Source organism: Paenibacillus sp. T2-29, assembly GCF_052921365.1.
The window spans coordinates 185,074-206,472 of sequence record NZ_JBREVE010000008.1 but is presented as its reverse complement, the minus strand read 5'-3'; the positions used below and the strand labels follow the sequence as shown (position 1 = coordinate 206,472).

Below are 21,399 nucleotides of genomic sequence, written 5' to 3'. Positions count from 1 at the left end.
AAATTATAAGGGTGCGGAGGAATATGGAGATGAACAAAAAGAGCGTACGTGATATAGAACTGAATGGAAAACGGGTGTTTGTTCGTGTAGATTTTAACGTTCCGGTTGAAGATGGTAAAATTACAGATGACAAGCGTATTCGCGAAACCTTGCCAACCATTAACTACCTGATTGAAAAAGGTGCGAAAGTTATTTTGGCGAGTCACTTTGGACGTCCAAAGGGTCAAGTCGTTGAATCCATGCGTCTGACTGCTGCTGGTGTACGTTTGTCCGAACTGCTGAAAAAGCCAGTTGTTAAAGTGGACGAAGCAGTTGGTGAAGCTGTTAAAGCGAAAGTGGCTGAACTGCAAAACGGCGATGTGCTATTGCTTGAAAATGTACGCTTCTACCCAGGAGAAGAGAAAAATGATCCTGAACTGGCTAAGCAATTTGCTGAACTGGCTGACATTTTCGTGAATGATGCTTTTGGTGCAGCACACCGTGCTCATGCTTCTACAGAAGGTATCGCGCATTTCCTTCCGGCTGTTTCCGGCTTGCTGATGGAAAAAGAGTTGTCTGTTATTGGTAAAGCTTTGTCGAATCCAGATCGTCCTTTTACAGCCATTATTGGTGGTTCCAAAGTAAAAGACAAAATCGACGTAATCGACAACCTGCTGAACATTGCAGATAACGTAATTATTGGCGGCGGTTTGACTTATACATTCTTCAAAGCTCAAGGTCATGAAGTGGGTCAATCTTTGCTGGATGAATCCAAACTGGACGTAGCTCTTGGATTTATTGAAAAAGCGAAGAAGCTTGGCAAAAACTTCTACCTTCCTGTGGATATCGTTATCTCTGACGATTTCAGCGCTACAGCGAACACGAACATTGTGGACATCGACGGCATTCCTGCAGATTGGGAAGGCGTGGATATCGGACCGAAAACTCGTAAAATTTATGCAGATGTTATCAAAAACTCCAAATTGGTTGTTTGGAATGGACCAATGGGTGTATTTGAAATCGAGCCTTTCGCTGGCGGTACTCGTGAAGTAGCGGAAGCTTGTGCTACAACAGAAGCATACACCATCATTGGTGGCGGTGATTCTGCGGCTGCGGCTGAAAAATTCCACTTGGCTGACAAAATGGATCACATCTCCACTGGCGGCGGCGCATCCCTGGAATTCATGGAAGGCAAAGCACTTCCGGGTGTTGTTGCACTTAACGATAAATAATCAAACGCATTACGCGTAATAAAGGCTTTAGGGCACCTAATAGTTAGGAGTTGAAACCATTGAGAACACCGATTATCGCGGGTAACTGGAAGATGTTCAAAACCGTACCAGAAGCTAAAACCTTCATCGAAGAGATCAAAGGTAAAGCAGAGGTTGCAGGAGTGGAGAGCGTTATATGTGCTCCATTTACAAATCTTCCTGCTCTGGTTGAAGCAGTAAAAGGCACATCTATTAAAATCGGCGCACAAAACCTGCACTTTGCAGAAGATGGCGCATTTACAGGTGAAATCAGCGGCGGAATGCTTAAAGATCTGGGCGTAGACTACGTTGTGATCGGACACTCCGAGCGTCGTGAGTATTTCAACGAAACAGACGAAACGGTGAACAAAAAGGTTCATGCAGCATTCCGTCATGGCCTGACACCAATTGTATGTGTAGGCGAAAAGCTGGAAGACCGTGAAGCAGGTCAAACCAAAGAAGTTGTAAAAGTGCAAACTGTAGCAGCTTTTGCTGGTCTGGCTAAAGATCAAGCAGCACAAGTCGTAGTTGCTTATGAGCCAATCTGGGCCATCGGAACAGGCAAATCCTCTACTTCGCAGGATGCGAATGAAGTGATTTCCTACATCCGTAGTCTGATTAAAGAGCTGTATGATGAAAATACAGCAAATGCTGTACGTATTCAGTACGGTGGTAGTGTAAAACCTGAAAATGTTACTGAGTACCTGGGTCAAAGCGATATTGACGGCGCGCTCGTGGGCGGTGCCAGTCTTCAACCGGCGTCGTACATCGCGCTTGTTGAGGGGGCGAAGTAAGATGACAGCACCAAAACCGGTAGCTTTAATTATTATGGACGGATTCGGACTGCGTGACACTGTGGAAGGCAATGCGGTTGCACAGGCCAACAAACCGAATTACGACCAGTATTTAAAACAGTATCCACATACCACGTTGACGGCTTCTGGTGAAGCGGTGGGTCTGCCGGAAGGACAAATGGGTAACTCCGAAGTAGGTCACTTGAACATCGGCGCAGGTCGAATTGTATATCAAGATTTGACTCGTATTTCGAAGTCCATCCGTGAAGGCGAGTTCTTCGACAATGAAACATTGGTTAAAGCCGTGCAACATGCGAAGAAGAACAACACTAAACTTCACCTGTACGGACTTCTGTCCGACGGTGGTGTGCATAGCCATATCAGCCATCTGTTCGCTATGCTGGATCTGGCTAAAAAAGAAGGATTAACTGAAGTGTACATTCATGCTTTCATGGATGGACGTGACGTTATGCCTGATAGCGGCGTAGGCTTTATGCAACAACTGGTCGCTAAAATTCAGGAAGTGGGCATTGGCCAAATTGCAACCGTACAAGGGCGCTATTATGCAATGGACCGCGACAAACGTTGGGAACGTGTTGAGAAGTCTTACCGTGCAATCGTATACGGTGAAGGTCCTCAATACACCGACCCACTCGAAGCATTGAAGGAATCGTATGAAAAGTCAGTGTTCGATGAATTCGTGGAACCAACTGTTATTGTGAAGGCTGATGGAAGCCCTGTAGGGCTGGTCGAAAGCAATGACTCTGTCGTATTCCTGAATTTCCGTCCTGACCGTGCGATTCAATTGTCTCAAGTATTTACCAATGAAGATTTCCGTGGTTTTGACCGTGGGCCAAAATGGCCTAAGGATCTGCACTTTGTTTGCCTGACCTTGTTCAGTGAAACGGTTGGAGGCTTTGTTGCCTATGAACCGAAAAATCTGGACAACACGTTTGGTGAAGTGCTGGTACAAAACAACAAAAAGCAATTGCGTATTGCTGAGACAGAAAAGTATCCGCACGTTACTTTCTTTTTCAGTGGCGGACGCGATGTGGAGCTTCCTGGCGAAACTCGTATTTTGATCAATTCGCCTAAAGTGGCTACATATGATCTGCAGCCTGAAATGAGTGCGTATGAAGTAGCGGATGCTGCTGTTAAGGAAATCGAAGCTGACAAGCATGATGCGATTATCCTGAACTTTGCCAATCCGGATATGGTTGGACACTCCGGTATGCTGGAACCAACAATTAAGGCAGTAGAGACGACGGATGAATGTGTTGGACGTGTTGTAGATGCAGTTAAAGCCAAAGGTGGCGTGGTAATTATCATCGCTGACCATGGTAACGCGGATATGGAAATTGATGAGCAGGGACGTCCGTTCACAGCTCACACAACGAATCCGGTTCCGTTCATTTTGACTGACGAAAATATCGTTCTGCGTGAGCATGGAATTCTGGCTGACGTAGCTCCAACGCTTCTGGATTTGATGCAACTTCCGCAACCTGCGGAAATGACAGGAAAATCTATGATTGCATCCCGCAAGTAAGCTTGATTTAATAAGTATAGGCTTGTCCAATAAATTATGAATTACAAAGGAGATTAAGTACAAATGACTATTATTTCTGACGTGTACGCTCGCGAAGTCCTCGACTCCCGTGGTAACCCTACGGTTGAAGTTGAAGTATATCTGGAATCCGGTGCGATTGGTCGCGCTATCGTTCCTTCTGGTGCATCCACAGGCGCTCACGAAGCTGTAGAGCTTCGCGATAACGACAAATCCCGTTACCTGGGCAAAGGCGTTCTGCAAGCTGTTAAAAACGTGAACGAAATTATTGCTCCTGAAGTAATCGGCTTGGATGCTGTGAACCAAGTAGAAATCGATACATTGATGATCAAATTGGACGGTACTCCAAACAAAGGTAAACTGGGTGCGAATGCAATTCTGGCTGTATCCATGGCTGTAGCTCGCGCTGCTGCTGAAGCTCTGGGCTTGCCACTGTACACTTACCTGGGCGGATTCAACGCTAAACAATTGCCAGTACCAATGATGAACATCGTTAACGGTGGTGCTCATGCCGACAACAACGTTGACGTACAAGAATTCATGGTTCTGCCTGTAGGCGCTCCTACATTCAAAGAAGCTCTGCGTGTTGGCGCAGAAATCTTCCACAACCTGAAATCCGTACTGAATTCCAAAGGCTTGAACACAGCTGTTGGTGATGAAGGTGGTTTTGCTCCTAACTTCAAATCCAACGAAGAAGCTCTGTCCACTATTATCGAAGCGATCGAAAAAGCTGGTTACAAACCAGGCGTTGACGTATTCCTCGGTATGGACGTTGCTTCCACTGAGTTCTTCAAAGATGGAAAATACACTTTGGAAGGCGAAGGCAAATCCTTCACTTCTGCTGAGTTCGTTGATCTGCTTGCTTCTTGGGTTGATAAATACCCAATCATCACTATTGAAGATGGTTGCTCCGAAGATGACTGGGAAGGTTGGAAATTGCTCACTGAAAAACTGGGCAACAAAATCCAATTGGTTGGTGACGACCTGTTCGTAACTAACACAGAGCGTCTGGCTAAAGGTATCAATGAAAACATCGGTAACTCTATCCTGATCAAAGTAAACCAAATCGGTACGCTGACTGAAACATTCGATGCTATCGAATTGGCTAAACGTGCAGGATACACAGCTGTAATCTCTCACCGTTCCGGTGAATCCGAAGACAGCACAATCGCTGATATCGCTGTTGCAACAAATGCAGGCCAAATCAAAACTGGTGCTCCTTCCCGTACTGACCGTATTGCGAAGTACAACCAATTGCTCCGCATTGAGGATCAACTGGGTGAACTGGCTCAATACCACGGCCTGAAATCTTTCTACAACCTGAAGAAATAATATTGCTAAAAATGCTGGTGGCGCCTCGGGTCTATGATTTATCATAGGGTCAGGACGCTCGACGCTTTTGCGCATGAATAAAACAGATCTGCTTGCGATATGCAAGCAGGTCTGTTTTTTTTATAAATAATGCATATATGATCTACAGAAGCTTAATGGCTAAGTGTCTTGCTGTAGCTGTTGTTATCTACTGGAAGCTGTGGTAGAATGAAAGTAGTGTTTTGCGTTAATTTCCGGCTATTTAAAGCATGATATGTGCATGTTTTCATAAAAGAGGCTGTGTTGTTTTGCAAAACAGATGTATAAGCTCAGGAGGTGGGATTTTTCATGGAAATCTTTTTGAAAGTGCTGCTCGTTGTGTTCTCGATTGCTGTTATTGCGGTTGTGTTACTGCAAAAGGGGAAAAGCGCAGGTTTGTCCGGTGCCATCTCTGGCGGTGCTGAGCATCTGTTCGGCAAGACCAAAGCTCGCGGTATGGATTTGATTTTACAACGCGTAACTGCTGTTTTGGGTGCATGTTTTATGATCGTTTCCGTTTTGGTTGCATTTTTCGCAAAATAAGATAAATATACACCTTAAGCCTTCGTTTCACGGGAAACGGGGGCTTTTTTGGATTTTGGACAGGCAGGGATGCCGTCGATTAAATTCGTGTATACTAGGGTATGAGTATATAAAGAGCCTTGTATCAGGAACAAGGAACATGCGGATTTATTACTGAAAATTAAAGGTCACCCGAGGTGGACAAAATTATGATAACAGAGCAACAACTACTTGATTTCATGCGCGAGACCGCATACAAGCCTATGACATACCAGGAGCTGGAGCAACATTTTGACATTAAGGATGCAGAAGAGTTTCGTGAATTTCTTAAGCTCTTGAACGCATTGGAGGAAGACGGGAAAATTCTACTGACCCGCACGAACCGTTATGGTGTTCCAGAACGGATGGATTTGCAGCGCGGGCGTTTGCAGGCCCATGCCAAGGGCTTTGCTTTTTTGATTCCAGAGGACCGGGAGCACCCGGATGTATACATTCATGCTAACGACTTAAAGAGCGCGATGAATGGAGATACGGTACTGGTAAGAGTAACATCAAAGGGACCTGCGGGTGGCCGACTAGAAGGCGAAGTTGTGCGAATCGTGAAGCGCGCAGTGCTTCAGGTAGTCGGTGTGTTTCAGAGCCACGAAGCATACGGTTTTGTTTTGCCGGATGATAAACGTATTAACCGGGACATTTTCATTCCTAAGGACAGCTTTAACGGAGCTGTAAACGGACAAAAGGTCGTCGTGCGTATTGTGAGCTATCCGGAAGGACGTGCAGCGGCAGAAGGCGAAGTGCTGGAGGTGCTGGGTCATAAGGATGATCCGGGCGTTGACATCTTGTCCGTTATTCGCAAGCATCAGCTCCCAGAGGCTTTTCCGGATGAAGTGATGGCGGAAGCGGATCAGGCTCCTGATGCGATTACGGAAGAAGAGATTATACGTCAGGGACGGCGTGATTTGCGCGATAAGATCATAGTTACCATTGACGGGGAAGATGCCAAAGACCTCGATGATGCGGTTAATGTAGAGCGTTTGCCGAACGGAAACTATCGTCTGGGCGTTCATATTGCTGACGTAGGGTATTATGTGCGTGAGAACTCCAAGCTGGATCTGGAGGCATATAACCGCGGTTGTAGTGTGTATTTGGTTGACCGCGTCATTCCGATGCTTCCACATCGACTTTCAAACGGAATTTGTTCATTGAATCCTCAGGTGGATCGACTGACTTTATCCTGTGAGATGGAATTCAATGAGCATATGAAGGTCGTAAAGCATGATATTTTCACCAGCGTGATTAAAACGAAGGAACGGATGACCTATACTAACGTTCGCAAAATCCTCGAAGAGGAAGATGCAGAACTGATGGAACGGTACAAGGACCTGGTTGATGTATTCCGTACGATGAAGGATTTAGCATTGAAGCTACGTGCGAATCGGATGCGCCGCGGTGCAGTTGATTTTGATTTTGATGAGGCCAAAGTGATTGTAGATGATGAAGGCAAAGCTGTCGATATTGTGAAGAGGGATCGTACGATAGCCGAACAAATTATCGAAGAGTTTATGCTGGCGGCCAATGAAACGGTAGCCGAACATTTTCACTGGCTCAAGGTACCGTTCTTGTACCGGATTCATGAGGACCCCGATCCAGAGAAGCTGCAAAACTTTATGGCTTTTGCAGCTAATTTTGGTCATCAGATCAAAGGTCGAGGAAATTCCATTCATCCGCGTGCACTGCAAACATTGTTAGAAGACATTCAGGGTACGAAGGAGCAAACGGTGCTTAGCACAATGATGCTGCGTTCGATGAAGCAGGCAAAATATGATGCGGAGTCTACAGGACATTTTGGACTGGCTGCGGAGTATTACTCTCATTTTACATCACCGATTCGTCGTTACCCTGACTTGGTAATTCACCGTGTCATTCGTGAGGTATTGGAGAATGGCGGGGCTTTAACAGACGAGCGTCAGGAATATTTGACTGCACGCATGCCAGATATTGCTCAGCAATCCTCCGAGCGTGAACGTGTGGCTGTGGATGCAGAGCGCGACACAGAACAAATGAAAAAGGCTGAATATATGCTGGATAAGGTCGGCGAGGAGTTCGAAGGGATCATCAGCAGTGTAACCAGCTTTGGGATGTTCATTGAGCTGGACAACACAGTCGAGGGCTTAACGCGTCTGAGTGCACTTACGGACGACTATTATCATTTTGACGAGCAGCATATGGCGTTAATCGGAGAACGCACCTCTAAGGTATTCCGCATTGGGGATGAGGTTAAGGTTCGCGTCGCGCGTGTGAATATGGAAGATTACACAATTGACTTTGAACTCGTCGATATGAAGCAACGGCAACGTCGTGAACGGACGGGAGGCTCGGGCCAGGGTGGAGATTTTGCACGTGGCGAGGGCCGTGCTAAAGGCAGAGGCCGAGAAGGACGTGACCGTAAGGGCGGTAAGGACAAGGCTGGTAGAGAGCGTAAAGGCGGTCGTGAGGCGGCTGGAAAGCCTAAAGAGGGCGGCAACGGAGGAATCAGCACCGCAGGTCGCGCAGGTCGCGGTGGTGGAAACGGTGTCGGTACAGGCTCGCCAGGCAGCTTCGGCTTTGGTAGTGGCAAGGGAGGATACAATTCGCCAGCAACGGGTGCAAGCAAGCGACGGAAGAAGACGTCTGCCAGCGGGGTATTCATTGGTGATGCAGCTACCCCAGGTAGTGATGCCAGACCAGGTGGCGAAGGCGCAGCACGTCGCAAGCGGAAAAAAAAGGGCGCTAACGGCGGGTATAGCGCCGCTGGGTTTGTGCGGAAAAAGAAAAAGTAGGTTGATATAACTTACTGTTAGGAGATTGGGGCTTCCGAGAGCAGTGAATGAAGCTTACGAATGCTTAGGTATATGAGCGGTTTCTGTCTGTAGTAATGGATAGAAGCCGCTTGGTTTTAGTGTGCTATACGTGTAATGAGAAATGTAGAAGGCTTGACCTTTCTTGCTTTTACCCTCCGAAATTTGTTACAATATATTTCTAGGTAGCTCTTTGTAGCAGGAATTCTAGATTGAATCTAAGTTATTCATAAGGAGTGGTATTCATGGGTAAGAAGGCAGACGGGAAAGTGCTCGCCCAGAACAAAAAAGCTTCCCATGACTATTTTATTGAGGACACCTACGAGGCGGGCATGGTGTTAACGGGAACGGAAATTAAGTCTTTGCGGAATGGTCGCTCCAATATAAGCGATGCTTTTGCTACGATCCGTAATGGCGAAATCCATATTCACAATATGCATATCAGCCCTTTTGAACAAGGTAATCGTAACAATCCGACTGATCCGACGCGCACACGTAAGCTGTTGCTGCATAAAGAGCAGATTCGTAAGCTTATTGGTCTCTCCAAACAGGAAGGCTACACCATCGTGCCGCTCAAGATATATGTTCGCAACGGTTATGCCAAACTGCTGCTTGGACTGGGTAGAGGTAAAAAGCAGTATGATAAGCGAGAAACAGCTGCCAAACGTGATGCACAGCGTGATATCCAACGTGCTCTGCGCGAGAAGCAAAAAATAGCGAGATAAGCAGTTTGCTTACTCTGTATGGTACAAATTACGTGGATAAGTTACTTGTTCCTGTAATGGTGCTATTTTATCGAGCTAGAATGGCTTCAATCCGTTTCGTTATGACATGTAATATGTTATACTAACGAAGTAGTAAGTTTTCAAAGATCTTGGATTTAACTTGATTCGAGTGTTGGATCTTAGGATTCAGCTTTTGATATTATGCACTTATGCTCCGGTATTTCCGGATTTATCCGTGGAGCCCTTTTATAATAAGGGGGCGTTTATGGATTCGACGGGGATAGTTCGAGCATGGGTAGCGGGTAGTGGGGACGCGTCCACTTCATCAACGCTAAAGCCTATTAAACGGCAAACAACAAAACAACTACGCTTTCGCAGCTTAATAACCTGTGAGCGTGCTCCTCTCCTGTATCGCCCATGTGCCGGATGTAGGGGCTAACCTATAGTGGGATACGCTGCCACATCTCCGCCTGGGGTGTGCTGAAGAAGACAATCAGGCTGACCCAACGTATAGCCGGTTACGGGGCGATACTCGGGTGACATCAAAACTGTGACTACACCCGTAGAAGCTTATGTGTCGTTATCTTCGGACAGGGGTTCGACTCCCCTCGCCTCCATCGATCAAATCCACAACTTGTAGCTTAAAGATGACTTCTACGTGTTCCTTGTAGACGATCACCTTTTCTACATAGCTGCCGATGAACTTCTTGATCTCAGGAAGATTGCGGCTGGTGATGTGGTCCTGAAAGCCAGAAAGCAGTTGTCGCAGAGCATCCTCTGTGATCGCTGCTTTTTCTTTTACCTGCTGAGCCTCAAGCAGTTTCGTTTCTAGCTCAATCTTTTGCTGTTCCAGTGAGGACAACTTTTCAAGAATGGTAGGATTGTTCAGACCGCCAGCCACCGCATTTACAATGTTATCGATCTGGCGCTCTACACCTTCCAGACTCTTGTTCAGGCGTTGTTGATCGGCTTTCACATGAGTTTCTTTGGACTTTTGGTACTCATTAAGCTGTTTAGCCAGAAGAGGGATAGCTTTATCGTTAAAAATCTTCTCTTGGAGTTGGGCTAGTACATAGGCTTCAATGTACTCCCGGCGTAATTCGGGATTCTTGCATGCCTTTGTTCGGTCACGGTTGCCGCAACGGTAGGTAACATATTTCAGTTTGCTTCTACCACTGTATTTGGTATTGCCCATCATGGCATACTGAATGCCTACGTTTTTCAAACATTCCCCGCAAACAATGAGTCCGCTAAGCAGGTACATTTCTTTTGCCTTGTAAGCGCCAGGTTGGCGCTTGTTTTGATTCATCTTATCCTGTGCCTTCTGAAAATCTTCCTTGGTTACAAGTTGTGGCATACCACCTTCGACACGAATTACATCTTCACTATTTTTATGTCGATTACCATTACGCTTACCAGCCGCATCCTTGCTGTCGGTGAGGTTGAAAATGTAAGTGCCTGTATACTTTTCATTGCGAAGAATGGTACCTAGGGTTCCCTTGCTGATCGGTTTTCCATAACGTGATGTGTAGCCTTGCTCCGTCAGTTCTCGAATGATCTGATTATAGCCGTGACCAGCGAGGAACATAGAAAAAACAGTTTCGACGATGCCGCGTTCCTCTTCATTAATGATGTACTTTTTTGTTACAGGATCTACAGCATAGCCGATGGGAGGTAAGCCGCCTGTATGTTTACATTGGTATGCTGTTTCTTTCATCCCCTTCATGACCTCACGGGCCAAGTTTTTGGAATAGTACTCAGCCATACCTTCCAGCAAAGATTCCAGAATGACACTTTCGGGAGAGCCATCTAGGTTTTCGGTGACGCTGTACAGTTTAATACCGTTCAACTTCAGTTTGCGTTTGTATTTAGCACTGTCGTATTTGTCCCGGCTGAAACGATCCAACTTATGAACAATGAGCACATCAAATAATCCTTTTTCACTGTCGAGAATCATTTGCTGGAACTGTGGACGTTTGTCTGAGGTGGCGCTTTTGGCGCGGTCGATATAGACTTTAACGAGTTCAAAGCCTTTTTGTTTGCAGTAGGCTTCAATGGCTCGAACCTGAGCGTCGATGGATTCATCCCGTTGGTTGTCACTGGAAAAGCGAGCGTAAGCTGCGGCGCGTTGAATAGTCATTGGTATAATTACCCCTTTCGATGTAGGCGAAATGATAGTAAATAGAAATCAAAGGCTGGCTCCTCAGAAAGAGGAGCACAGCAAGATAAAGATAAAGATAAAGATAAAGCGAGCCTATTGGTTCAGCGTTGCTTTTTGAGAATGGTATCCAGCATCTGCACAGCAGGAAGATAGTAACATTCCGTTGTTTCCCGCACTTGGTCGATTTGGTTCCACGACGTCGTATCTGGATCAGTACAGGTGTGTTTCAGCTTATGCCTTGAAATACGAGTGACGTAATGTGCGAGTATGATGATCTCCCCCGATGGCTTATTTTTTATTTTGACTAATAATCTCTATGGTCAGTTGAGCTGCAGCAATGATGAGGGCCAAGATTAACTTTTCCAATTTAAAACAACCCCCTTTCCTTCATGCTGACATAGCCATCCTGGCCTAAAATGATATGATCCAGTAGCTCGATACCGAGCAGTTCCCCACTCTTTTGAAGCCTTCTGGACATGGAAATGTCTTCGCTACTTGGCGTAGGGTCACCCGACGGGTGGTTATGACAAGCGATGATGGATGCTGCATTGGAAAGAATGGAAAATTTGAAAACCTCCCTGGGATGCAAGATAGATGAATTAAGCGTGCCAAGTGAAACCTGCTGTAAGGCCAGCGGCTGGTTTTTGGTACTCAGCGTGAGAATACAGAAGGACTCCCGATCACAATCACCAATGAACTCTCGAAAGAGTTGGACGGTATCGTCCGGCTTATGAACTTTGCGACCTGAAAACAGCATTGACTTTTCCCGAATTAACTTCAAGTGAATAACTTGAACTCGCTTCATAGTGTTATTCATGTGATAACCTCCAGAACAGAATATTATAAGATAGACGCTGTTAATAGGCCCATCCTATTTATAATTTCTGTTTGAAGACTTATTTGAAACGTTTTAACGTGCTTTTAATAACTTGTATTCAAATATACTTAACTAAAATCATCGCGTGATTCATTGGTAAACCGGAGATGACATTCCAAATCAATAGAGCTTTCATCTACATGTAACCATTCGGTAACCGAGCGGACAACACTAGACGTGTAAAAATGATGTTGTTCGAAGGTTATAACATAGTCATGACCTCCGGGCTCAAAGGTAATGAAGTACCATCCATCCTGAACGCTCCAATCTTCGCAGGTACCCTGTAAATGCTTGGTCAGTTTGAGTATAGAAAAGTCATCGAGATGTACTTGATCACAAGGAATACGGATAACGTAATGCCCTAGGATGCAGACACTGGAATAGATGTATTCTAGCAATTCACTGATTGTGTACGGTTCATTATAAAATTTCATAGTGATTACCCCCGTATGATAAAAGTTTTTGGAAAAACAACATAGAAAATGATTACAAACAAATGAAGATCGTTTAAGAAATCGTGCTCAGTGTCGTGGCGTTGAAGCGACCCGAAAGGAGCGTTTGTGAAATCTTGTGCCACGGCCTTCTTTCCTTGCAGGATATGGCTTTTTTAGGTGTCGTGGCGCTTGTGATCCTTTTTCTGAAAAACTATTCTTTTTATTTTTAGATGATTAAGGATGAAAAGATTTGTCAGGGGGGAGAAAAGAAGCCACAAGCGCCCCGCTTTCTTCAAACCCCTTACCAGGCAAGGAGTCCAGGCGTGGCGTACCTTTGATTTACCTGCCACACCTTCGTCCCTGACTGTCCTACAACGCCTCGGATTACCGTTTAATCCAGGTCATCAATGTTATCAACGACTTGGACTTGAGTGCTCTTCATCCAAGAAGGCTTAGGAGCGAGTTTCAGGCAAATGCCTTTGATTAAACGTTCCCCGCCGGACTTATTGGTTTCAAATACAATTCCTTGTTCATTCAAAACTTCTTTTACTTTATTCGTCAGTTGCTGGTTACTGATATTGGACAGACCGTTATGGCCTTCACGCTGACACCAGTCTACAAAACCAGCTTTTAGATTCTTGTTAAGCAGTCTACTCTCAGGATTAGCTTCAATCATATCCTCAACAAACATTTGAACAGGGTTGATCATTTGGCTGTACTGGTTAGTCAGTTGCTGTACCTTTTTCGACTTTGTAAAACGGTATGAGTGTTTACGTAAACGTTCCAATCCTTTTAACGCGAAGTTCAAAATACCAGCACCCTCCTTCATCAGCTTGTCCTTCAAATTCGGATCTTTTTGCTCGTCTGTAAATGTCTTTTCAAAGGGAAGGATGGTCATTTTACGTATTAGTCCGTAGCTTTTGTCCTTGGAGTAGGGCAGGTTGTTCGTTGCAAATATGAGCTTACAAAACAGCTCCTGCATGTAGCCCTGTTTGAACTTTTCTTCCGTACGAACGGGATCGCCGGAAGCGATAGCCTTTAGGTAGCTCGTTTCAATCCCCTTACTGCCTACTTCATTCTCGGTGGTGATGTTGACCAGTTTGTTAATCATCTCGGAACGGGCAAAAGGTTTTTCCAGGTCATTTAAAGAGAGAGCCGATGTATTACGTTCTCCAATCAGGCTTTTTAGCACATGAATGAGTACAGACTTCCCGTTAGATCCTTTGCCGTAAAAGAGAAAGACTTGCTCGGCTTGGGTGGATGTGGTCAGACAGTAGCCAAAGATTTCGGCAATGAGGTCAATACGCTCCTGGTCCTGATCGAAAATATCATTCAAAAAGGCTTCAAATTTTGGACATGTAGCTTCAGGGTCATACGCGATGGGAACCTGTACGCTGGAATAGAACTTAGGATCATGATCGTCCAACTGGAAGTTACGTAGGTCAAGCATCCCATTTTTTAGGTTAATGTAGTCGCGCTTGCCGTCCATTGGATGTTCCCGTGTGCAATCACGTGTCAAGGCAGTCATGTACTCCGCTTCGATTTTAGAATTCCAGAAATAAGGAACCCAAGTGTGAAGAATTTTTCGTACATTCTTTTTGAGTACATCGGGAAGTTGATCCCGCCATACTCCAGAATTGTAAACATAGTAACGTTGCTCAGGAGCTACAAAAATAGTTTTGAGGTAATGACGACGGATGAATTCAGAAAATAGGTTAGGGTTTAAGCGTGTCGGCTTATTGTTATTATCTAAGGTAAAGCCAACGTCTTTCGGACCTATATTATGCAGAGACTTCAGTTTGGACGTTTTGGACATGTAGGAATTAGGACGAGTACTTTTTTTGGTTTTGGGTTGACTTAACATTTTAGCAGGACTATTCACGATGATTCCCTCCTCATTTGTACGTACATGGTTTTGGAAGCAAGTGGCGATTTGTTGTTCATTACAGCCAAACGTGCGGCAGCGCGTAGGTGGCTTCTTGTTCTGCTGTAATTGACGAATGCGATTCTGACTATGTGTGTCGTGTTTATCAGAAAGCGCAGAAAACTCTAATGCTAACTCCTTTGGGAGTAACTGTACCCACTTAAACCAGGTTTCTTCATCCAGACCCTGTTGTTGCTGGGTGACGTAATCCTGGGCAAAACGGGGGCAACGACCGTACAAGGTTTTCAGGTTACCTTGTACGTTGGTTTGTGCAGATGCAAACGTGTTTTTGTTGGTTGGCACCCGAGTAGGACGCTGAAAAATCCATGAGGGTGCTTCTGCCAGCACTGCACTGGCCTTTAGGGTTCGATGATCCATTGGTATTGACCTCCGTTTGTATGAATGGATGGGGGAAGAACGGTCTGACGTCCACTTCCCAACACGTTTACTTCGCAATGTGACTCCGTCGGGTGTCGCTCTACCCAACTAGTGAACGACGATCCTTCCGGGATTTTGTACAAGTATCTCATTCCTCCACCTGGGGTACTGAATTGCCATGTAGAGGGTACATTCCCTTGGGACAAGCGTTCCAGAATGCCGAATCCCTGTTCTCCGTCCACATCGACGCCGATGATGCCACTGTTCTTTCCTAGCACCAATCCGATGTTACATGACGGGTATTTGGAGAGCCAACGGTCAATCTTGGCTTGGGTTGGTGGTTCAGCCTCTTGCCATTCCTTGAACAAAGGGGTTTTTCCAGGGCGTTTGCACGTTTCTTTATGCCTCTTAGACATTCCTTCGTGATCGTGAGAACAAAGAGGAATGACAGGTAAGCCCATGTCAGCGTATTTGTAAAAGTTGTGCCGTAGTGCTTCGGTACGATCTGTAGTGTCTTTGTGTCGGTCTGCCTTGCTCATGTTCATGTTGTTTCCTCCCGTTTATGTCCTCTTGCTTGCCTTTGCACTTTTAGAATATGACAAGATCAAACTGCAATATAGGGAGAAAAAAATTATAGTTCCAACCCCCTTGACATATTCGTTTATTTGTGGTGTTAAATATTTTTTTGATTTGGTTAAAAATACTGGTTTAATGAATCTTGTAAACAAAAAAAAGGCGGAGTTACTCCCGCCTTTCCTACTACCTTAATTTATCTTGATATGTACTTAATTTATATCTTTCAGGCTTGAACTTGTACTCATTAGAATTCATATGGGTTTTATTATTTTCAGGTCTTGAATTGATGAACTCATCTATTTCCTGACTTTCTTTTTCAGACCATTTTACTTGATGGTGTCTTTCTTCTTTTTCCTCTCTGTATTGTTCGCGGGCCTGCTCTATGATATCTTCAATGGAAGAAAGTGATTTATCCCCATCTTCTATTTCCTTTTCAGAGATAGCACTAATTTCAGAACTTCTGATGTCGTCCGCTATGTTTACGATCGAATTGAAATCATGATTAATCTTAACAATCATGTCTTTATAAAAACGAAGTAGCTCTACTTTATCGGCATCATTCAAAGAGTAGTGTTTTAATATTGGAAAGAGCCTGTCAATCTTTTCCGTCACAAATGGAACCAATTCCTGCTCGATCATTTTTGTGGCTTGTGTTAGATGGATTCTAGTTAGATTATGCATTTTCTCCACATAATGTTTATATTGAAAGTAAGTTGCACCGTCTTTCAGAATGAGTTCCACCAAATCTACAATTTCTTTCAATTCAGAAAGATCGAATTTTTTAGATTCGGTTTTGTATCTCTCACGAAGGAAATTAATTTCCTCGTTTGTCAGTTGTTCTTCTAAATCAAAATTCTTAAAATCTGAATAGAATTTCCTAAAGGCTTGGATAGTCTTTCCTGATCGAAAGGATAATAGCTTTTTAATACTTCCTTTTTGGGATTCAGGCAAGGAGTATTCGTTCCTATCTGGATGTTTAAAGATTTCGGTATCTACCCCTAAAATCCTCAAGATAAGTAAAAAATCATATCTTTGTGCTTTGATGAAGTCCTTCTTTTTTTCCTCTAAGTCATAAGGGTCCGATTTCTTATACCTCTCTTCTTTACCAGATTCCTGAAACAACTCTTCTCCAATTTTTGAAAATGGAATTTTAATGATTGTATCCATGTCATCGCCACCTAATAGTTTTCCTTATTTTATGATGAAAACTTAGTGGGGGCAATCTTTGCCTCTCAGGATGGTGATACAAAGGGGAACAAAAAAAAGACGAGTATTCTAACTCGTCTCCTTGTGTAATCTGAGCCAGCTACTGTGTATTTTTCACAAAAACTCCATTAGCGCACTTGTATTCCTCGTACAGTCCCTGCGAACCGTATGGAAGTAGGAACTGGTTGCCAGACATTAAAATATCCGATTGTCCCATGCCACTCCACAGCAGTTCTAAAGGGTTAGTTCCCTGTTCCGAAGCCATGAAATTATATGTGAGTATCCACACGTACATGTCGGCTTGTCCATCACTCGCAACCAAAACAATTTCCGGCGTTCCATCTTGAGTAAAATCATGTTCTTTGACAGCCAGGGAGTAACCAGGCAACAGGTCCCCAAACTCATCAAAGGGACTACTGCCTTCTATGGAAGGCAAGGATATGTTCCAGCCCTGCCCCAAAGCATGATCGACAACCTGTACTTTCACGCCATTGGGATGATCCAAACCCAGCACAATGTCCATATTATCCCCATCTAAATGAACAGGATAGGTGAGATCAGCAGCAGGAGGAGTCCAGTGCTTGAAGTCTTTTAAGCTCACCGTTGGGACGGCATCGGATGCTGGAGCTGGAGCCTGTGCTTCCTTCACAGGTGTTGTAGCTACCTGCACAGGAGGAGCGGGTTCCTGTTCAGATGATTTGGCTTCGGCATTGATTTGAGTCGGGGCTTCTGACTGAGAGGACGTTGAAGTGGAGGAAGTAGAGGTGCTTTCTTGCCAAGTTTCTTTATCCGAGGATGGGGGACTTCCATCCAGTTTGGAAGTAACCTCTACTAAAAAGTAAGTCCAGTCCGACAGTTCTTGCCCATCTCCATCAATGGCATAAGCAACGGGAGTGAATTGGTTTTTGGCAAACACTTGAAATACGGTTTGAATGTTGATGCTCACGCCTTGATCGGTGTAGGTGGCTTGGTACATAACGTATTTGTTTACATCTTCTTCGTTGCCGTCCTTGTTGACCTGTTTCCAGACGACATTGCTAAAATACTTGTCATTGCTCAGGGCTTCGTCCATTGTATGATGGGTGCCGCCTGGAACCGTAGCATCTTTAACCCAGGTGACGTACGGATTATCAAAGCCTCCGCGTGATGCAATGACAAGCAGTAAAATGAGACTCGCCACAATCCCCGCACTTACTATGCCAAATATTTTTTTAGGCTTGTTGCTTAGGACTTGGGGAACGATGGGATTTTGTCCCGTTTCTGTGTTGTCGGAATGCTTTATTTGATTGATCGTATCGGCTAGAACTTGAATGAATGAGTTTGCATCACCTTTAGAACCAGTCAGGATGTTCAGGTTGTTTCCTGAGAGCTGGCGGATTTGAATGTTGGTGTTAAAGGTGCGCCACAGAAAAAGAGCAGTCAGGAGTAAAGGCAAAAAGTTCATGGTGATCAGAGTTACGAATACAAACAAAATAGCAAATACCAGGTCAAACCAATTGATCTTGGAGCCCACAGCTATGGAGTTGATGTTGGTGAGCGGAATTTCCTGAGTCGATGGTTGTAAGGGAAAAGCGCCTAAGATGAAGTTTTGTCTAGTGAGCAACAGCTTTTCGCCCTCGAATGTAGCGGTTGTTCTCTTTTTTAAGTACGTAAGATAACTGAAACCTCCGTTCCATTCAAAATTAAAATTTTTGGGTGTGGATGGAGTTTGTTCGGCCTTGGTTAGCATTTGAGGTACACCTTTCTACATTGATTTAACGTAGCTAATGAAAATAAATATAAGTTATGAGGTTTGTATAATTATGAATTAGTCCAGTTTAGTTATTCGTTGTTTTGTGCAAAAGGCCAGCTTCGGGCTGGCCTTGTTTCCTATCTTTGAAAGAAACCTACCAGTTCTACATCCAAAGGTTCCTAAAGATCCATTTACGAATGATCACGGCGAGAATAGCACCAAATACTATACCCGACCCTACATTTGTATCCGTAAGGTAAGCGCCGATTAGCCCAAGGAATGCTCCCCCAATAGCCCACTTCATTAACATTGAATTCAATCCTTTCAGTATGAAATAGAAGATGATTAAGACAAATTGCCACTTATGCAGAATAGCGAGGGCATACAATTTGGCCTACTACTCAAGTACTATAAGTAAGATAAATCCATTATAAAGTACTTATAATATCTTAAACAAGATATTTTTATAGTTTAGTAGTATTACTTAACCTTATTCATTTTAACTACCCTTACTTTATAAGGGGTGTATAGGATGTCTGATTTGTTAAAATTGGTCGGAGCAAGGATCAGGAATTTACGCAAGCAGCGAGGACTTTCTCAAGCAAAGCTTGCAGAACTGTCCGAATTACAGGACTCCTATATTGGCGGCATTGAACGAGGAGAGCGAAACATATCGCTGAAATCAATTGATAAAATTACTTCTGCACTTGAAGTTGAACCTGTCGAAATTTTTAGGTTCGGCTCGTTAGATGGAATTGAAGGAAATACAGAGAAGCATCATGTTATAGAAATGCACCGTTCTTTACTCATGGAAAGAAGTTTTGAGGAGGTTGCAATGATTCAAAGAGTTGTGCGCGACATGCTTCATACATTTGATAAAGAAAAGAATAAATAATGTAGTTTTACAATGATTAGATCAAAGATCATGTTCCTTAATATATTTCTTATTAACAGTAATTTTTGTTTCCTGAAAATGAGTGTAAAACTTCATGTCACGAGTTGATTGATTAGCTTGTACTGTAAAAGCCTGTTGGAGCGAAGAATCCTGCGTAATGAAGTAATCCCTTCCTTTCTGTTTACCAAACAAGGAAATCAATGCGTATTTAAAGCTGGCGGGATTGCAAATGCCTCCGGTACCCAAAGGAAGCAGATCAACAACTTGTCCAATGGTAAGTTTTTGCCCCACCTCTGGCTGCTCGTCCAGCAATGAGAGTAGGCAAGCAAACAGGACGTCTGCATTGGAACGTAGGGTGATTTTCTCTAGGTTGTAGTGCTCTGTTTTAGCGTCATTCCATGAAATTTTCCAGATGTGAGGTTCTCTGGTGGTGTAGTTGCTGTCTACATTTTTGTAAGCATGACGGTTGCCGTAGGCTTTTAGAAAACGGTCGAGTTGAATACGGTTATGATCACCAAAGGAAAGCTTGGGTAAGATGGCGCGGAAAAAGCTAGTGTAATTTTTGAGGTCACGTAAAGAGCGAGATAAGACACTCTCTCCGTCCTGATGATGGATGGCTTTAAGTAGCTCGTACATGGCTTGAATGCGGTGAGGGTCAGTGATTTCGTGTTCATCGGGACGCATAAGGTGTAACAGGAAGGAAACAGCCTGAAATCCATTCGTCCAGTCTGTCAGCCGCTCCTCCCAAAATTGAAGGATGCCAGCGGATTCTGGGGGCACCTTTTCTGTGAACTCCGGCCACAGCTTGATGATGCTTCTAACTACACTACTTTGTGCAGAGGGCATATCTTTCCGCTGCCAGCCTCCGAATGTCCAACCAAGTATTTGCTTTAAAATCGTTGGCGTCACAGTAGCTGGATCACACAAAAGACGCTTCCATTCTTCCAAAGGATATACGGGATATCTGGCATATGGGAAGCGTGAGAGATGTGTATCTATCTGCTCTTGAATGAGAGCAACGAGGGCGCGTTTTTCTTTTTCCGTGAAGGTTAACGTTGACATGGTTTTCGCTCCATTTCTACATGAAATAGCGACAGCATGGACATTCACATGCCCGTACTGTCGTTTTTTGGTTGGTAAGATTAATTTACAAGGAGAACGGATCATCTTCTTTTGCACTCTGCATGAACAGAATGCGTTGCTCCGGTGTAAGGAACGGATCTTCTAGCGCAATGTAACAAGGATCGGCTAATTCATTCGCCCAACGTAAGGCATCTGCAATTTCACCGCCATGAAATATAGGACTGTCTGACAGTGCTTCGTCCTCTTTTACAATATCTACAATCCCAGTATCCTGGTCTATCGTCAAAAACAGATTCGTACCATCCACATATTTGTTTGTCCCACTCTGATCGGTTGTCCTGACGATCACACGCACAAAAAAGGCCTGTTCGGGATGGAGCACTTCATGCTCTTCCAAACAGGCGGGTAGGAACTGATTTTGATTGTGAATGAATGATCTAAGTGACACCGCCATGATCCAGGTATTTCCGTACGATTCTGGATCATTGATAATATCCCCGTTGTATTCAATGACCTCTTTTAGCTTGTTCAGTACGTCGTCCTCATTTGCCTTTAAACTTCTGCTTGTTCTTTTAGCCATTGTTCGGCCTCCTTGTGGTGAATTCCGACTTGTGTAAACAAAGTGATGATGTAGTCATTGGTGTTCATGACGGCGATTTTGTAGATTTGGGTGTTGCCGAGGTCATACAATTCGACGTATTCAGGGCAACTACCGAAAAGTCCGTCATCTTCTTGTCTAAGACCTACGAGGCTGAGACCGTGTAGGTTATCCCCTGCCTCCAGGATGAAGATGGGACCGTAAGGCTGGAGGGAGAAATACGGATCATCTTTGTCATGGAATGAGTCGCGAAGCTGGGTGAAGTATTCCTGAATGTGATCCAAGAGGGCGGGGGGAAGCAGGGATACATGTAAAGAATCCATGTCTTGCTGGGTCTGTATGATACGCATGATACAACCTCCTAAAATAAATTAATAGAAGCAATAAAAGTAATTACTTCAAATTAATAATATATAATTTATTTCAAGACAAAGACGGCTTTAGTTTGATCGGTAGTCCGTTCGTATTCATCCTCTTTTCCATATTAATTTCAGAAAAATAAATTGAAAATAAC

At 44.2% G+C, this 21,399-nt stretch carries 18 protein-coding genes and 1 other RNA gene; 9 read left to right on the top strand and 10 right to left on the bottom strand.

Annotated elements, in window-relative coordinates; translation table 11 throughout:
- Nucleotides 1-29: 29 nt before the first annotated feature.
- From ACU1JV_RS20855 to ssrA, 8 genes are all read left to right on the top strand, one after another.
- Nucleotides 30-1,211: a phosphoglycerate kinase gene (locus tag ACU1JV_RS20855; RefSeq protein ID WP_044786793.1), complete on the top strand. Its 1,182-nt coding sequence runs from the start codon at nt 30-32 to the stop codon at nt 1,209-1,211.
- A gap of 59 nt (nt 1,212-1,270) precedes the next feature.
- Nucleotides 1,271-2,023, top strand: a complete 753-nt coding sequence (tpiA, locus tag ACU1JV_RS20850; RefSeq protein WP_013308264.1) for a triose-phosphate isomerase — start codon at nt 1,271-1,273, stop codon at nt 2,021-2,023.
- A 1-nt stretch (nt 2,024) separates the two neighbouring features.
- Entirely contained in the window at nt 2,025-3,569 is a 1,545-nt protein-coding gene (gene gpmI / locus ACU1JV_RS20845; protein WP_165084370.1) for a 2,3-bisphosphoglycerate-independent phosphoglycerate mutase, read from the top strand.
- A gap of 63 nt (nt 3,570-3,632) precedes the next feature.
- On the top strand, nt 3,633-4,919 hold the full coding sequence (gene eno / locus ACU1JV_RS20840; protein WP_165084372.1) for a phosphopyruvate hydratase: 1,287 nt from the start codon (nt 3,633-3,635) through the stop codon (nt 4,917-4,919).
- A 327-nt stretch (nt 4,920-5,246) separates the two neighbouring features.
- On the top strand, nt 5,247-5,480 hold the full coding sequence (gene secG, locus ACU1JV_RS20835; RefSeq protein ID WP_013368823.1) for a preprotein translocase subunit SecG: 234 nt from the start codon (nt 5,247-5,249) through the stop codon (nt 5,478-5,480).
- 188 nt (nt 5,481-5,668) lie between these two features.
- Complete coding sequence (rnr, locus tag ACU1JV_RS20830) at nt 5,669-8,278, top strand: ribonuclease R (protein WP_413987307.1); 2,610 nt, start codon at nt 5,669-5,671, stop codon at nt 8,276-8,278.
- A 263-nt stretch (nt 8,279-8,541) separates the two neighbouring features.
- Nucleotides 8,542-9,021 (top strand): SsrA-binding protein SmpB, encoded by a 480-nt coding sequence (gene smpB / locus ACU1JV_RS20825; protein ID WP_007428162.1) that lies wholly within the window; start codon nt 8,542-8,544, stop codon nt 9,019-9,021.
- Nucleotides 9,022-9,276: 255 nt separating this feature from the next.
- Nucleotides 9,277-9,641, top strand: a transfer-messenger RNA (tmRNA) gene (gene ssrA / locus ACU1JV_RS20820).
- Here ssrA and ACU1JV_RS20815 read toward each other — a convergent pair.
- From ACU1JV_RS20815 to ACU1JV_RS20785, 7 genes are all read right to left on the bottom strand, one after another.
- Nucleotides 9,602-11,161, bottom strand: coding sequence for a recombinase family protein (locus ACU1JV_RS20815; RefSeq protein ID WP_025675869.1), 1,560 nt, complete (start codon nt 11,159-11,161; stop codon nt 9,602-9,604). The two genes, ssrA and ACU1JV_RS20815, sit on opposite strands and share 40 nt — an antisense overlap.
- A 388-nt stretch (nt 11,162-11,549) precedes the next feature.
- A complete protein-coding gene (locus ACU1JV_RS20810) occupies nt 11,550-11,999 on the bottom strand; it encodes a JAB domain-containing protein (protein WP_025675870.1) in 450 nt (149 codons plus the stop codon).
- A 128-nt stretch (nt 12,000-12,127) separates the two neighbouring features.
- A complete protein-coding gene (locus ACU1JV_RS20805) occupies nt 12,128-12,493 on the bottom strand; it encodes a hypothetical protein (protein WP_025675871.1) in 366 nt (121 codons plus the stop codon).
- Nucleotides 12,494-12,884: 391 nt separating this feature from the next.
- A complete protein-coding gene (locus tag ACU1JV_RS20800) occupies nt 12,885-14,795 on the bottom strand; it encodes a DNA primase family protein (protein ID WP_025675872.1) in 1,911 nt (636 codons plus the stop codon).
- Nucleotides 14,777-15,340: a bifunctional DNA primase/polymerase gene (locus ACU1JV_RS20795; protein ID WP_025675873.1), complete on the bottom strand. Its 564-nt coding sequence runs from the start codon at nt 15,338-15,340 to the stop codon at nt 14,777-14,779. Before ACU1JV_RS20795 ends, ACU1JV_RS20800 begins: the two co-directional genes overlap by 19 nt.
- A gap of 214 nt (nt 15,341-15,554) precedes the next feature.
- Nucleotides 15,555-16,538 (bottom strand): hypothetical protein, encoded by a 984-nt coding sequence (locus ACU1JV_RS20790; protein ID WP_025675875.1) that lies wholly within the window; start codon nt 16,536-16,538, stop codon nt 15,555-15,557.
- Nucleotides 16,539-16,677: 139 nt separating this feature from the next.
- Nucleotides 16,678-18,306, bottom strand: coding sequence for a hypothetical protein (locus ACU1JV_RS20785; protein WP_025675876.1), 1,629 nt, complete (start codon nt 18,304-18,306; stop codon nt 16,678-16,680).
- A gap of 535 nt (nt 18,307-18,841) precedes the next feature.
- Between ACU1JV_RS20785 and ACU1JV_RS20780 the strand changes: the two genes are divergently transcribed.
- Nucleotides 18,842-19,204 carry a helix-turn-helix domain-containing protein gene (locus ACU1JV_RS20780; protein ID WP_025675877.1) on the top strand — a complete coding sequence of 121 codons (363 nt, stop codon included), beginning with the start codon at nt 18,842-18,844 and terminating at the stop codon, nt 19,202-19,204.
- A gap of 21 nt (nt 19,205-19,225) precedes the next feature.
- Here the strand turns inward: ACU1JV_RS20780 and ACU1JV_RS20775 are convergent, their stop codons facing one another.
- The 3 genes from ACU1JV_RS20775 to ACU1JV_RS20765 all read right to left on the bottom strand — a co-directional run bounded on the left by ACU1JV_RS20775 (nt 19,226) and on the right by ACU1JV_RS20765 (nt 21,235).
- Nucleotides 19,226-20,266, bottom strand: coding sequence for a hypothetical protein (locus tag ACU1JV_RS20775; RefSeq protein WP_025675878.1), 1,041 nt, complete (start codon nt 20,264-20,266; stop codon nt 19,226-19,228).
- Between the two features lie 85 nt (nt 20,267-20,351).
- Entirely contained in the window at nt 20,352-20,867 is a 516-nt protein-coding gene (locus tag ACU1JV_RS20770; RefSeq protein WP_025675879.1) for a hypothetical protein, read from the bottom strand.
- Complete coding sequence (locus tag ACU1JV_RS20765; protein WP_025675880.1) at nt 20,840-21,235, bottom strand: hypothetical protein; 396 nt, start codon at nt 21,233-21,235, stop codon at nt 20,840-20,842. The genes ACU1JV_RS20770 and ACU1JV_RS20765 overlap by 28 nt, the downstream gene beginning before the upstream one ends.
- Nucleotides 21,236-21,399: the final 164 nt, after the last annotated feature.

Coding starts and splice junctions, on each gene's coding strand:
- ACU1JV_RS20855 (WP_044786793.1), top strand. CDS start 30: ATGAACAAAAAGAGCGTACGTGATATAGAACTGAATGGAAAACGGGTG.
- gpmI (WP_165084370.1), top strand. CDS start 2,025: ATGACAGCACCAAAACCGGTAGCTTTAATTATTATGGACGGATTCGGA.
- eno (WP_165084372.1), top strand. CDS start 3,633: ATGACTATTATTTCTGACGTGTACGCTCGCGAAGTCCTCGACTCCCGT.
- secG (WP_013368823.1), top strand. CDS start 5,247: ATGGAAATCTTTTTGAAAGTGCTGCTCGTTGTGTTCTCGATTGCTGTT.
- rnr (WP_413987307.1), top strand. CDS start 5,669: ATGATAACAGAGCAACAACTACTTGATTTCATGCGCGAGACCGCATAC.
- smpB (WP_007428162.1), top strand. CDS start 8,542: ATGGGTAAGAAGGCAGACGGGAAAGTGCTCGCCCAGAACAAAAAAGCT.
- ACU1JV_RS20815 (WP_025675869.1), bottom strand. CDS start 11,161: ATGACTATTCAACGCGCCGCAGCTTACGCTCGCTTTTCCAGTGACAAC.
- ACU1JV_RS20810 (WP_025675870.1), bottom strand. CDS start 11,999: ATGAATAACACTATGAAGCGAGTTCAAGTTATTCACTTGAAGTTAATT.
- ACU1JV_RS20805 (WP_025675871.1), bottom strand. CDS start 12,493: ATGAAATTTTATAATGAACCGTACACAATCAGTGAATTGCTAGAATAC.
- ACU1JV_RS20800 (WP_025675872.1), bottom strand. CDS start 14,795: ATGGATCATCGAACCCTAAAGGCCAGTGCAGTGCTGGCAGAAGCACCC.
- ACU1JV_RS20795 (WP_025675873.1), bottom strand. CDS start 15,340: ATGAACATGAGCAAGGCAGACCGACACAAAGACACTACAGATCGTACC.
- ACU1JV_RS20790 (WP_025675875.1), bottom strand. CDS start 16,538: ATGGATACAATCATTAAAATTCCATTTTCAAAAATTGGAGAAGAGTTG.
- ACU1JV_RS20785 (WP_025675876.1), bottom strand. CDS start 18,306: ATGCTAACCAAGGCCGAACAAACTCCATCCACACCCAAAAATTTTAAT.
- ACU1JV_RS20780 (WP_025675877.1), top strand. CDS start 18,842: ATGTCTGATTTGTTAAAATTGGTCGGAGCAAGGATCAGGAATTTACGC.
- ACU1JV_RS20775 (WP_025675878.1), bottom strand. CDS start 20,266: ATGTCAACGTTAACCTTCACGGAAAAAGAAAAACGCGCCCTCGTTGCT.
- ACU1JV_RS20770 (WP_025675879.1), bottom strand. CDS start 20,867: ATGGCTAAAAGAACAAGCAGAAGTTTAAAGGCAAATGAGGACGACGTA.
- ACU1JV_RS20765 (WP_025675880.1), bottom strand. CDS start 21,235: ATGCGTATCATACAGACCCAGCAAGACATGGATTCTTTACATGTATCC.